Genomic DNA, 13,762 nt, shown 5'->3' with positions numbered 1-13,762 from the left:
CCTTCGCGACAGCGGTGCGGAGCACCTTCGCGACAGCGGTGCGGAGCACCTTCGCGACAGCGGTGCGGAGCACCTTCGCGACAGCGGTGCGGAGCACCTTCGCGACAGCGGTGCGGAGCACCTTCGCGACAGCGGTGCGGAGCACCATAGCCCTTTTGAATCGGTTAGGGACACCACCGTTGTTGTCGCAAACCCGCCTTCACTTCAGGGTTGGCGCAGCCTGCCGTAGGCATTGTTGCTACGCAACGCTAATGCTACGCGACACGCGACTGCGGAGCATTAAAGGGCTATAACGCGATTGATAACAGTGAAGTTATGCAGCGATAACCTTGATCTCTCACTAATAACCGCTGTACCGTCCGTACCAACGCAGTGTTAGCCCTCTCTCATGACTTGTTTGAACGCTTTCTGCCATATTCCATAATTTCGCCATGTCAACCTTGCTCAAATGATTGACTCTTGAACTTGAGCGTCCGGCAATTCTCCATGACAGTCCGCGCTACATCGTCAGGGACTCCTTCAGGAATTTCCGCCTCAATCTCCAGAGTAATTTTGACGGTTGCGCCATTCAACGCAGTAAGATGTTGAATCACCTCGTCGGCGATCGTCGAAGCATCTCGGTTAATTCGCATCGCATCAATTTCCACGTTTCCATAAAATCGCCGTAGGCTTGGGGGAGAGGGAAGAGGAGTGAGGGGGGAGGGGGGAGGAGTGAGGGAAGCGGGAACAGTCGGCTTATTGCCCCGTTCTCTATCCTCTCTTCCCTGTTCTCTACCCTCTCTTCTCTCTCTATCCAACTGTTGTTGAGCGACCTCTGGCTTGACCAGCAGATTTTGGGGACTAATGCTGGGACTGATGCCCGTTGCCACGCGCAGACCAAGATACTTTCCTTTTGTCTCATCAAAGCCTTCGGCATAGGCGAAGTTATCGGCCCAGGAAGCGACGCCATCGCGAACGGCTTGCAGTAGGACGCTTTGGTCTTTTAGGCGAGGCAGATAAAGGTACTGGGTGAGATATTCCCAAAGTCGTTTGAGATCGATGTGATGCGTGTCTCGCCAGAGAAATCTATCTAGAGCTTCGAGGCGCAGGTTGGTGGCGGAGTAGGCTGGCAGCAGGTCGCCTTCATGAGTGGCTTTGCGGCTGGCTTGCAAAATGGGAGAGTCTTGTCCTTGCAGTCGGGTTTCCTTCCACTCAATGGTGCCCTGGGCATCGGGTTGATAGGGAACGAGAAGCCATTGATAGGTATCCCGGAGGAGATTCTCAACATCCTGGTTGGACTGCTTGAGTTTGGTGGTGGCTTGGTTACTTTGGAAAACATCTAGGTTCAGTGCTTCTTTTTCAGCTACGATCGCTTGCCATGCTAGGTATTGAGCGGTGCTGCGTTCTAGGTTTTCCAGTTTGGTTTTATCCGGTGCCAGGAATAGCAGGGTATTTTTGTAATAGCGAGGGCTGCTGCCCCGTTGATTGAGGGCTTGCGCTACCCACTGGCGGGCGGGGCTGTCGGGAGTGCCTTTGCTATGGAGATGTTGGGGAGCAAGGACGACCAGGCGAACGCCTGGGGTGGGATCATCGGGAATGTCGGCGGTGGAGTCCGGTGCAACATGAACAGCGCTGAACTCGCCCCGGTTTTTATCGGACTTGAGGCGTTTGATGATTTCTTCCCAGATGGGGTGGCGATCGCGCAACAGTTGTTCTGCCCGTTCTTGGGCGGTGCGGTTGACATTGGGCTGGGTGGACACCCAGTAGCGCTTGCTCTCATCGACGTAGAGGTAGGTGGCCTGATCGGTGAGCCGGCGCAGGGCATCGCCAAAGGTGGCCACACTTTCCCCCGGTTGCACACAGCCCAGCTTGATGCGGCGATCGTCTAAGCCGCGATTGGCGGCGCGCAGGGTGGGCGCAGACCCCATGTAGATGGTGCGGGTGACGCGGCGACAGGCAGAGTAACGCCCCAGATTCGGATTACCGCGATCGAGGGTAAGGGGGAGGGAATTGGCTCCATCCACATCCTTATCGATCACGGGCAGCCAGTTGTCCTCCAGATAACGGGTGAGTTCAGACTGCACCTGTGGGTCATCCATAGGCACATGGGCAGGCAGGATCATCAGGCTTTGGTCGTTACGCTCCCAGAGGGAATGGATGACCTTAGCCATCAACCGCAGCACGCCACGGGTGCGCTGGAATTTGTCGAGGCTAGACCAGTCGGAATACAGGCGATCGAACAATTCGGGATGGATGGGGTAGGCATCCCGCATTCGCCGCTCGTAGTCGCTTTCTTTGCACTCGCTGGGGAATTCCTGGCTTTGGGTGCGATACATATTGGCAAAGGCTTTGACCACCGCATCCCGCTGTACAAAAAAGCTGGGGTCGGTAATGGGTTCAAATAGGCGACGGCGGACAATTTCAAAGCTTTCTTCGGCGCTGGCGGGTCGCCAAGGTGATTCGACACGACCGATCGCATTTTTCAGGCGATCCAGGGCTTCCTTGCCGCGATCGCCGCCTATCTCAATATCAGAAGAGGGAACGCTAACGACCAATAGGGTCTCTTTGGCATTCTTGGCCGATTCGCTCAGGGTTTGGGCAAAGGTGAATTGGGTATCGAAGCTACCGCCAGCGATGTCGTTTTGATCGTGGAGCTGCCGCGCGTAGGACACCCATTCATCGATCAAAACTAAACAGGGGGAAAAGCGATTAAACAGCACCTTGAGAGCATCACCAGGGTTGGTAGAGGTTTCATCAGCTTGCCGTACCAGTTCATAGCCCTCAGCTCCCCCCAGTTGCCAAGCCAGTTCGCCCCAGAGGGTTCTGATCAGAGGCCGGTTCTGACTGGCATGTTCCGGTTTATAGGGGACGATACCACTGGGTTGGAGCTTATTGCCAACCAAGACCGCCAGGTTGACATTTTGGGGTGGTTTATCGAGGCCAGTTGCCTGGAAGATGGGTTCCGCACCAGGAAGGTCAGCGATTTGCAGGGCTTGGCAGAGGTGATAGAGGGCGAGCATGGCGTGGGTTTTGCCACCACCGAAGTTGGTTTGCAGTTCGATGACGGGATCACCGCCTTGACCACTTAGCCGCCGTAGGGCATTGGTCAGGAGTTGTTGTAGCCCTTCCGTAAGGTAGGTACGCCGAAAGAACTCGGTGGGATCCCGGTATTCGTCGGAACCTTCATCCAGGTAGACCTGCCAGAGGTCGGCGGCAAATTCGGCTTGCTGGAAGCGACCGGAGGCAACATCGGGGTGGGGGGTGGCAATTTCGCGCCAGGGTTTCAGCCCCGTCATCGGTTGGCCTTCCGTTGGTGCATCTGCTGCTTTCCGGGTTTCTCGCCGTGCCCGGTCTTCAAAACGCAGCCGCAGCAGTTCTTGTTTCTGTTTTTCGACTTGATCGGCTTCTGGGGCAGATACAGCCGAGAGAATGCGACCGATCGTATCTAAAGCACGGTAGGCATCATCGGTGGTGAAGGTGGGGTTGTGTGCCCAGGTGTTGCGAATCTCCTGACATTCGGAGAGAAGACTACGTTCCGCTTTGCCGAGAGTTTTGCGAAATACGTCGTTCCACTCACTCCACATAAACTTGAGGAAGTCGTAGAGATCGGTTTTGAGGCTGGTTTGAACTGCCACACTGTCTTTGTTGAAATAGGCCGCCGCCCGTAATGGCCATTGCTGTGTGTAGGCAGCGATCATTTCTCGTTCAAAGTAGGGATACAGCCCTTCATGAAGCAGCTTGAGGGCGCGTCCGACTCGTTCGTGATTGCTAATTGCCATAGGAGTAATTGGGTGAGGGTGGGATGGGGATAGGGAACCACAAAGGCACAGAGGGCACAAAGGTTTTATGGTAATGAAAGGGATCGGATTTTTTGACGAAAAGATCGTAGGGCAGGGCTGCGACCGATCGCCCGACTTTGCTCTAAGACCTCCCTTACCCATGCCAAAATTGGGAGATCAGGAAAGGTGGGGCTGGTGGCAGAATTTTGATATTGCCCAGATTGCAGGGTGTAGATCTTTAGTTCAGTCCCTTCGTAGACCCAAAGTTCAGGAACACCTAAGCGGGTGTAGGCATCGATTTGGGTTTTGGAGGTGACATCGACCTCAATGGCCAGATCGGGAGGCGGATCAACGGATAAATCCAGCCGATCTTTACCAATCATGGTCTGGTGGTTTTGAATGTAGAAGCATTCATCGGGTTCAATGCCATAGTTCATGGCTTGGCGTTTGAAGGTGGTTGACCCAAAGCACTCGCAGTCAATTTCTAGTTCTTCTAAGAGGATTTTGACCATATCCCCAAGAATAGATTTATCGCGTTCGTGCTTGGGCAATAGCATCCTGATTTCCAGAATTCCATCGCTGTAGGCAATGCGGCTGGCACGTTTTTCGCCCAGTTCATCGAGAATGGCTTCAAATTCTGACCAGTTCAGGTCAGGAATCAGCCAGCGTTGACCGGGAGGGACATCTAGTTGTCGGAGTCGCAAAGTAACCATAAGCTGGGCGAATAAGGTATGTGAGAAATCTTGGTGTGCGTTGTGTCTTTGTGGTTTTGCCCTAACTCCAGATCAGGGTAAAGTCCATGACAAAGTTGGGCAGGACGGGGTCACCAGGGAGGGTGCCAGGGCGATCATAGATCTGCACAGTTTGCCCTGGGCGATAGACATGAACTTGCTGGAGTTCTGGATCAATGAGCCAGCCCAGTTGTGCGCCATTGTCGATGTATTCTTGCAGTTTGGCCTGGAGGGTGGGTAACTCGTCATTGGGGGATTTGAGTTCCAAGACAAAGTCGGGACAAAGGGGGGCAAATTTACGGCGTTGCTCGGACGATAGGCGTTCCCAGCGGGTCTTTTCAATCCAGGCGGCATCGGGAGAGCGGATGGCTCCGTTGGGTAGGGTAAAACCGGCGGAAGAATCAAAGATGAAGCCCAAGCACATCTGGCGATTCCACTGCCAGAGTTGACCCAGCAGATCGGCGTTACGATATCCACTTTCACTGCCGGTGGGGGCCATGGCAATCAGTTCTCCTTGGGCGGTGCGTTCGAGGCGTAGGTCGGGGTTGCTGCGGCAAAGCTGCTCGAAGGCTTCGTCGGTCAGGGTGAGGGCAGGACGCAGATTTAGGGCAATCATGGGGGTCTCCTTGTGGGGATTACACGTCAAGCTGAAGGGCTTGGATTAGGATTTGGTTTAGGCGCTGTATCTGCTGTGTACCTAGGCTGCCTAATCGTCGCTGAAGCAACTGTCGCTCTAGGGTGATGATTTTAGTCACTTTGATTTTGGAGGTGACTTTAAGTCCTGTTTGCGTAAATTCTGGGTCGCCTATTTCCAGAAGCAACTCATCCGGCGTGATGCGCTCCAGGTTCTGCGAAGAGATAAAGCACAGTGTAATGTCTTGCCCTTGAGGTTCGACCCAAAGAATGACGGCTGGCCTCAGTTTAGTTTGGCTAAGGTCGGTGAAGGGAAATGGAACCAACACAATATCGCCTTTCGCTAAGGGCATGGCATGGGTTCTCCGTCATCAAGGCTGTAGAGGTCGGGTTCGTCGTCCAGGAACTCAAAACTGTTTCCGCGTAGGGCAAGGGTGATGAGATCGGGGGAAGATGGATAAGCAACATCAAAGAAGAGTTTTTCTTCTAGGATGGCTTGCTCTTCAGGAGAAAGAGAACGGATAACTTGAATAATCGATTCGACTAAATGGATATTCATGGCTTGACTCCTTTAGGCTTTCTCTGTGTTCTTTGTGTCTTTGTGGTTCGTTGTCACCACGGAGGGCACGAGGGGTTATAACAAGCTGGTTTGGATGGGAGCATCTTGCCTTACTCCTGATGCTAAGCGAGTGATTTCGGGCCAGGAGATGACGAGGCTGTTGTACGGCAAGGCCTCCTGGGTCCAGCCTTTTCTGTCGCACAAGCTATAGAGCCGATAGGCAAGGTCGCGTGCGATTTCGCCGCGGTTGCCCAGTTTGGCCAGCAGTTCTGCGGCCCCCATTTCCCCCTTTTGATCGAGTTCATGGATGAGATACTGAGCAATTTCCCAGTCGGGCATACGGCTGTCGCTGTTGGGATCCCAGTCTGACTTCAGTTCACTGCGTTTGAGCAAGCGCACTTTGCCGCCCTTAGCTTCAAGGATGCCCGCCTCGACCATGCCTTGAATGCTGGTGTTTTTGGCTTTGCTGAGGGTTTCAGCATCGCCGTACTGCCCTGGCTCAAACTGATGCTGTTCAAACCAGGTGAGTGCCCAACGGGTGTCGCTGTCGAATTCGCCTTCTTGCTCGGTGAGGTATTCATCGAGGATTTGATTGATCAGTTGCAGAGCCGTCCGCACGCGCATGGGGGATCCATCGTTTTCCAGAACGGCGGCATATTGGGAGAAAACCGCCATGCCGGGGCCGATGCTGGCTTGGGCGAGATCGACGGGGGCGATGCTGCCCTGCTGGAGAGTTTTGAGGGCGGGGGGCAGTTGGCGCTTGAGTTCGGTGAGAAATTGGCGACGGGTGATTTTGGGCGCATCGGCAGGGCGGGGGCGGCAGACGAGGACGATGGAGGAAGCGAGGGCGTTGGTGCCTCTAGCAACCATGCGGTTACTTAGTCCGCTCCGCATGGGCCAAGTGCCGTCAATGCTGAAGCCTTTGCTAATCAACCCTTCTAGCATGGTTTCCCAACCTGTGGAGGCTTTGCCCTCACCCCTAGCCCCTCTCCCAGAGCGGGAGAGGGGAACTGGCGTGTCGTCCATATCTGCTTCTTCTCCTAGCCCATTTTCGGAGGGGTCTTCTTCGGTTTGCTTGAAGGCGTAATAGACCGTTAGGGGATAGTCTGAGTGAACAATCTGATGAAGACGCTCAAAGGCTTTACCAAGTCCTGCTTCAAAAAATTCCTTGGCTTTTTGTTTATCGCCACCAAATCGGTAGGGAGTGGCAACCAATTCTTGAGCTTTGGGGACTAAGAGGGTGCTGAAAATGTTGGGATAGATGGAGCCAAGGGAACGCCGCAGCCAAACATAGAAAAAGTCGGAGAGGTCTGCATAGGGCACGGCATCGTAGTAAGGCGGATCGGTGGAGATGAGTTTGGGGGTGGTGTCGTGGGGGTGGGGGGCAGTGGCATCCTGTTGGTGGGCTTGTGATTGAGAATTAGGAAAGGCAATTTCAAGAACTTTCGCAATCCAGTCAATAGCACCTAAAAAATTGCCTGTAGAGTCAATGAATGGATTTGCTTCGGCAAAATCCCAAACCATTGGTATTGCTTGTCTTCCAAAAGTATTTCTTGTACTGTCTCTACTTACATCCCATGAGCAAAGAGAAGAGTTCCTATCTGCTGATCGATCAATTCCAAATCCCAAATAAGTTGCGATCGCCTCTCCATAAGCCCTTGCACCGGTTCCTCCCTCATGCAGCGGCACATCGTCATCCGGTAGCCCAGCGGCAATGGCATCCTGAATCGCCTGTTTCCGTGCTTCCGCCACCAAATCGCTGAAGGTAGTGAGGGCCACCAGTTGCCGCGGCGTGAAGAGATCGCCCAAATTCGGCATTCCATAAGCAGGAGTTTGGAAATTACGATGTTTCTTGGGTAATTCGCCATCAGGTTTCCAGCTTGGTTGAGCAGAATTAGCTATCCGCTCATGTTCTTCATTTGGAGAAATGTAAATACGCCCATTTTTTCCTTCAGCAACGATCGCCATTAATTGCTGGTTTAAATGCCCTTGCATTCCCTCGCTACGAATATATTTAAATTGAACTGGCGTACTGCACGCAGGACATACTGCACCTTTTCTAGTGATGATCGTCCCCTCCGGTGCTTTGCCCGTCCCTGACTTGACTACAAACCGGATTTTGGGAACCACAAAGTCACAAAGGTCACGAAGATCTTCCTTTGTGTCCTTCGTGTCTTCGTGGTTGATTACCTCCGGCTCTACCCAAGCCTCTTTCCCCTTCTTGGTGGAAAGCTGAAAACTCCGCACCAACGGCATCTGGCAACCACACGCCGGGTTCGGACACTTCACCGTTCGTGCCCAGAGCCACGCGATCACTGTGAGAAAAGAGGATTTAGAAGTGAGGAGTGAGGGAGAGGAAGGAGTGAGGGCTGAAGGTTTACTCGCTTCTCCATTCTCTTTGCTCGCTTCTCCATTCTCTTTGCTCACTTCTCCATTCTCTTTGCTCACTTCTCCATTCTCTTTACTCACTTCTCCATTCTCTTTACTCACTTCTCTATTCTCTTTGCTCACTTCTCCATTCTCTTTGCTCACTTCTCCATTCTCTTTGCTCACTTCTCCATTCTCTTTGCTCACTTCTCTATCCTCACTCCTCACCTCAACCTTCGGATAGAGATGCCCAATGCGTTCAAAGGCGCGATCGCGCATCCACTGCCCGTAGTAGCGCACATCTGCCGCTAAGCCCTGCGCGCCGGAATAGGAGTGAGAAGAGAGAAGAGAGAATTGAGTAATTTTCTTCTCACTCCTCACTCCTGGCTCCTCACTTCTCATTTCTCGTTTCTTATCCTTCGCCGCATTGTGGTCAGTATTCGACTCACCTCGTCCAGCAGGTTTCTCAGCGTTTGAGTCTGATCCGTCGGAAACCATTCCAGGTTCTCGCAAAGGGTTAGTAAGGTCTCCGTCTCGGCTAAAGAGCCTTGCGCTATCGCTAAAAACCGTACTTTTTCCTTCTCCGATTCCCTTGTCCAACCCTCGGCTATGTTGGCTGGCACTGATACGATCGCTCGCGTTATCTGAGAACGGATCCCGTAGGTTTCCTCCTTGGGCAACCTCGGAACTAGACGATAAACTTCCTGAGCTGCTGCCATCGCCTTCTGCCAAACGATCAATTCTCGGTAATGCATCTCCCTGTCTTACCTCACTCCTCACTCCTCCATACTCACTTCTCACCTCCGGGTTCACAGGTGGCTGATCCTTAAACTTCGGTGGAATCTCAATCAGCGCCTTATTGATGAGAACGGCTACCGGATTCAAATCACTGGCATGGGCTTCTAAACCTAGCCTTTGCGCCTCCAAGGGAATCGAACCCCCACCGGCAAACGGGTCATAGACCGGGGGGGCATACTTGGCGATATATTGCCGCACTGCTGCTGGTTCTGTTGGTGGTTCTTCGCCGCGCGCCCACGCCAAGCACCGGGCAATTTCCTGTTGTGCTGCTTCCAGTTCACTAGAGTTGGCTTTGTTCACATCGTCCCAAGACACCAAACCACGCACAACCGGTTTGGTGTTGCCCTTTTTATCCGTTTCAAGGGTGATGCGTCCCAAAATGTTGAATAGCCGCTGCCGTTCCCGCGCTTGGTCTGCCTCAGTGGGGAATTTGTCGGGCCAACTGGAGGGGTCATCGACCAACGAAGCCCACAACACCGCTCGACAGGCTGCTAACGGTTGCCGTGCCCACCATAGATGCAGCGTGCTGGGGTGGCCGTGGCGAATGGACTTGTCGCGGACGGATTCTAGGTTGATGGCTTCTAGGGGGAGGGCAACTTCGATGAGCTTTTTTTTCATGGAACCACAAAGGGCACAAAGGTTAATGGTTGACGAGGCGTTTGATGCCGTTTTTGAGGATGGGGACGTTGAAGTTGATCAGGAGTCCGAGCCAGAGTTTTTTGAGTTTAAGGTAGGTGAGGAGTTGGGCATCGTGGATGGGTTGTAGGCTTTCAACCGTTTTGAGTTCCACGATTACCAAGTCTTCTACCAACAGATCTAAACGATAGCCGCAATCCAGATGAATCCCCTTATAGATGACAGGCTGAGGTACTTGGCTCTCAACTTGCAACCCCTGTTGGGCTAACTCATACTTCAAACACGCCTCATAGGCAGACTCCAATAACCCTGGCCCCAACTCCCGATGCACGGCGATCGCTGCCCCAATAATCACATTCGATAACCGATTCGCTTCCTCCCGACTCACGCTTCCTGTCCTTTGTGTTTTTTGATTTTTCACCACAAAGACACGAAGTCCACAAAGTTCTTAGTGTCCTTTGTGCCTTTGTGGTTCATACCCTCGCTCCCACAACTCCCGCCACCCATAGTTCACACTACTGGCCCCAAAGTCTGGCTCTCGCTGAAACGGTCGTTGCACATACCGCACCACACAGCCCTCGCCTGGCACGGCATAGGTGCCAGCCGTTGTCTTGACCTTGAACACATCCCCTTCAGGAAACTCCCGATCCAGCGGAACCTGCACCAAGGCCAAGATAAAATTGTCGGGCTTATTGAGCGCCGTCAGGATTTCGTTTTTGGTGACTGTGACCGTTTCAGCCCCTTCTATCCTGCCCTTCACCTCGATAAATCGTAACTGCCCAGTCCCTGGCACCACTGATTCAATGTCATACCCACACTTCTGATCGCTCACATCCCGCGGTTCATACCCCAATGCCCGTTCTACTGCCATGACTGCTGCCATTGCGGCCCGCTCCACCCGCTGGGTTTCTCTGGCAAAGGTGCTGGTCGCTGCTGCCCGTTTTCCCTGTAGCCGTTGCAATAGACCGATCGGCACCACCAGCGCCCCACCAATGACGACGGGGGGCAGAGGCGATAGCTTTCGTTCCTGCTCCAATTCAGATAGGCGTTTTTGCAGCCGTGCGGCTAACTCATCGGCTCGTTGTTGGGCTTTGGCGGAGTTGAGCTTGGCATTGGGCTTACTGGCTTGCTCTTGCAAGCGCAGCTCCGCTGCCCGTTGATCCCAATAGTTAATTTCCTTTGTCAGTCGATCCTTCACCGCCCGGAGGGTTTTGTCAATCAGTTCTTCTTTGCGTTCCCGGACTTCTTGGAGGTGTTGGGGGACAAGGTGGGTGATGGCGTAGGTGGTGGCTTGGTCTTCTAGATTTGAACCACGAAGGCACAAAGGACACGAAGGATCGGTAAGGATAGCCTGTTCTTCTGGGGTCAGGGGTCGGTAGTCCAGGTAAGGCGCATACCCTGCGTTGCTAGGAGAGAGAAAAGAGGAGAGAGGAGAGAGGGAACTTGGTTTATCTCTCTGGTCTAAATTCTCTTGTCTCTCTGCTCTCAACTCCACATACTGCATCCGCCGCGACACCACTCGCCGTCGCCCATCCCGTTCGGTGCGACCGTCCTGAATGGAATGCTCCAAATACACCAGCACCCGGACTGCTTCCCCCGGATCGTTTTCGTCTACCAGAATGGCACCCTGCCGCAGCAGATCCCGATGCCGCTCTAAGGTCACATCCAGAACTGCATCTAGCAGGGGATGACCAGGGCAAACAAAATCAGCCACAGGTTTTCCCGGAACACTGATGAGTTCCTTCTCAAAACAGATCCGCTCATACCGCTTTAGGACGGCTGCTCCCACTCCAATGAGGCGATCGCGATTGCGAATCACCGCCGGAACATGGGTAATTTCATAGCGTTTGGGTTCCCGCTGCCGAATTGTACCGCCCAATCGCTGGAAGGCTTCCAAGAAAAAGGAGGCAATGAAATGGGGCTGAAGTTTGCGGGCTTCCGCTCGCTCCATCTCCTGGCGAATCTGCTGCACCTTGCTCGCATCCATCGAGTCCCGTGCCAGGGCGCGTTCCTCTAGCAACGCTCGCAACCGACTTTGGTCAAGGCGATCGCTCACCACCTGATCCAGCTTCGCTTTGACTTCGGGGCGATCGCCGTAGCGGATCGCTTCAATCAGGAGTTCTCGCAGTTCCTTACCTGCGATCGCTTTCCCTAACACATCAAAGACCTTGCCACCGAGCGCCTTTTGCTCAATCTCCAGCTTCTTGAGCAGCGAGAGATATACATCCCCCTCGCGGGTTTCCTCCGCCACCAGATTCCAAAGATGGCAGACTTCAGTTTGTCCAATCCGGTGAATTCGCCCAAACCGCTGCTCCAGCCGATTTGGGTTCCACGGCAGGTCGTAGTTCACCATCAGATGCGCCCGTTGCAGGTTAATCCCCTCCCCTGCCGCATCCGTGGCAATTAAGACTTGCACCGCCACATCTTGCTTAAAGGCTTCCTCTGCCTTCTTGCGCTCTTCCCGTCCCATGCCACCGTGGATCGTGACCACTGCCTCAGATCGCCCGATGAGGGTCGTAATTTGACTGACTAGATAGTTCAGGGTATCCCGATGTTCGGTAAAGATCACCAGTTTGCGAGACGAACCACCAAGACACAAAGACCACAAAGGGTTTTCTTCGTGTCCTTTGTGCCTTTGTGGTGCAAAAACTGCTTGAATCACCCGCGACAACTCATCCCACTTGCGATCCTTGCCACTGCGTCGAACGCGCAAGGCTAAATTTTCGAGTTCACCAAGCTGATGGATCTCGGCTTGCAGTTCGGCGATCGTGCGAGCCGCCGTGGCCTGGTCAACCACCTCTTCTTCTCTAGCCTCGCGCTCATCACCAGATAAATCCTCGAAATCATCGTCCCAATCATCCGGGTCGATGGTGGAGCCAAAGGCGATCTCCGCTGATAACCCTCGTTTCAAGAATTCTTCCTCCCGCAGCCGCTTCTGGAGCCGTTCCCGTCGTCGTCGGAGGGACTGGTAGATGGCTTCGGGAGAAGAGGCAAGGCGACGTTGCAAAATCGTCAAGGCAAAGCCCACGGTTCCCTTGCGCCCCTCATTGGCCAGGGCATCGGCCCGGTTAAACTCTTCCCTGACGTAATCGGTAACTTGCTTGTAAAGAACAGCTTCTAGATCAGACAGGACATACTTGACCGTGTGTGCCCGCCGCTCCGGAAACAGCGGTTTGCCATCAAACTTGAGCAAATCCTCTTTGACCAAGCGCCGCATCAAGTCCGAGACATCGCAGCTATGCACCCCATCTCGGAATCGCCCCTCGAAGCGATCGCCATCCAGCAGCGCCAGAAACAACTGAAAATCTTCCTCTTTCCCGTTGTGGGGAGTTGCTGTCATCAACAGAAAATGCCGGGTCAGCGTGGACAGCAGCTTACCGAGCTTATAGCGCTTGGTTTCCTTGATTTCACCGCCAAAAAATGAGGCAGATAGTTTGTGTGCTTCATCTACTACCACCAAATCCCAATCGGTTTGCCTTAGCTTGGCTTGCAGGTCTTCATTGCGACTGAGCTTGTCCAAGCGAGCAATGAGCAGGGGCATTTCTGCGAAGGCGTTCCCCGTGCGCGCCGCTTCAATCTGGTCATTGGTCAGAATCTCAAAGGGGAGATGAAACTTTTGCAACAACTCATCCTGCCACTGCACCGCCAAACTGCCCGGACACACAATCAGGCACCGCTGCAAGTCCCCCCGAATCCGCAATTCCCGAATCAACAGCCCCGCCATGATGGTTTTGCCCGCCCCCGGATCATCCGCCAACAGGAACCGCAACGGTTGCCGGGTCAGCATCTCGCCATATACTGCCGTGATCTGGTGGGGCAGGGGTTCCACCAACGAGGTATGCACTGCCAGCAGCGGATCAAACAGGTGAGCCAGTCGAATGCGATGGGCTTCGGAAACCAACCGCAGCAACGCCCCATCCCCATCGAAACTCCAAGGTTGCCCTTCGGTAACAATTTCTAAGGTTGGCTCGCGATCGCGAAACAGAAGCTCAGTGTGCGGTTGACCATTTGCATCCTTATAGGTCAGCTCCACCACATCACTCCCATGCCACTTCGCGTCAATGACGATAACGTTATGAGTCGGTAGGAGACCTTTGACAAGAGCACCACGGGTGAGATCTTCGAGTTGAGCCATAGCTTAAGAGTTGCTGCACATAAGGGCACTGTGAACAGTCTGGTGCTCACCATTTCTCACAGTGTAGATACGCTCTGTCGTTTTATAGCTCGATATCTTGACAGCAGCTTGACAGCGGGGGGAGCACGCTTAACCAACCCACAGC

Annotated in this window: 8 protein-coding genes; all 8 read right to left on the bottom strand. The window is 53.6% G+C overall.

Annotation, left to right across the window (positions count from 1 at the left end; all coding sequences use genetic code 11):
- Window positions 1–434: 434 nt before the first annotated feature.
- The gene (locus JX360_RS06145) at window positions 435–3,758 is read right to left on the bottom strand and encodes a Swt1 family HEPN domain-containing protein (protein ID WP_244349767.1); all 3,324 of its coding nucleotides are present in this window, start codon (window positions 3,756–3,758) and stop codon (window positions 435–437) included.
- Window positions 3,759–3,823: 65 nt separating this feature from the next.
- Complete coding sequence (locus tag JX360_RS06140; RefSeq protein WP_244349766.1) at window positions 3,824–4,471, bottom strand: Uma2 family endonuclease; 648 nt, start codon at window positions 4,469–4,471, stop codon at window positions 3,824–3,826.
- A gap of 61 nt (window positions 4,472–4,532) precedes the next feature.
- Window positions 4,533–5,105, bottom strand: a complete 573-nt coding sequence (locus tag JX360_RS06135; RefSeq protein ID WP_244349765.1) for a Uma2 family endonuclease — start codon at window positions 5,103–5,105, stop codon at window positions 4,533–4,535.
- A gap of 19 nt (window positions 5,106–5,124) precedes the next feature.
- Window positions 5,125–5,475, bottom strand: coding sequence for a type II toxin-antitoxin system PemK/MazF family toxin (locus JX360_RS06130; RefSeq protein ID WP_244349764.1), 351 nt, complete (start codon window positions 5,473–5,475; stop codon window positions 5,125–5,127).
- Window positions 5,466–5,681: a hypothetical protein gene (locus tag JX360_RS06125; protein WP_244349763.1), complete on the bottom strand. Its 216-nt coding sequence runs from the start codon at window positions 5,679–5,681 to the stop codon at window positions 5,466–5,468. Before JX360_RS06125 ends, JX360_RS06130 begins: the two co-directional genes overlap by 10 nt.
- 75 nt (window positions 5,682–5,756) lie before the next feature.
- Window positions 5,757–9,464, bottom strand: a complete 3,708-nt coding sequence (locus tag JX360_RS06120) for a DUF1156 domain-containing protein (RefSeq protein WP_244349762.1) — start codon at window positions 9,462–9,464, stop codon at window positions 5,757–5,759.
- Window positions 9,465–9,486: 22 nt separating this feature from the next.
- Window positions 9,487–9,870: a GxxExxY protein gene (locus tag JX360_RS06115; RefSeq protein ID WP_244349761.1), complete on the bottom strand. Its 384-nt coding sequence runs from the start codon at window positions 9,868–9,870 to the stop codon at window positions 9,487–9,489.
- Window positions 9,871–9,930: 60 nt separating this feature from the next.
- Window positions 9,931–13,617: a helicase-related protein gene (locus JX360_RS06110; protein ID WP_244349760.1), complete on the bottom strand. Its 3,687-nt coding sequence runs from the start codon at window positions 13,615–13,617 to the stop codon at window positions 9,931–9,933.
- Between the last annotated feature and the right edge of the window lie 145 nt (window positions 13,618–13,762).

The sequence above is a fragment of the Thermostichus vulcanus str. 'Rupite' genome, assembly GCF_022848905.1.
In the GTDB taxonomy this organism is placed as follows: domain Bacteria; phylum Cyanobacteriota; class Cyanobacteriia; order Thermostichales; family Thermostichaceae; genus Thermostichus; species Thermostichus vulcanus_A.
The sequence above is the reverse complement of the archived record's forward strand: the minus strand, read 5'-3'. Positions and strand labels throughout refer to the sequence as shown.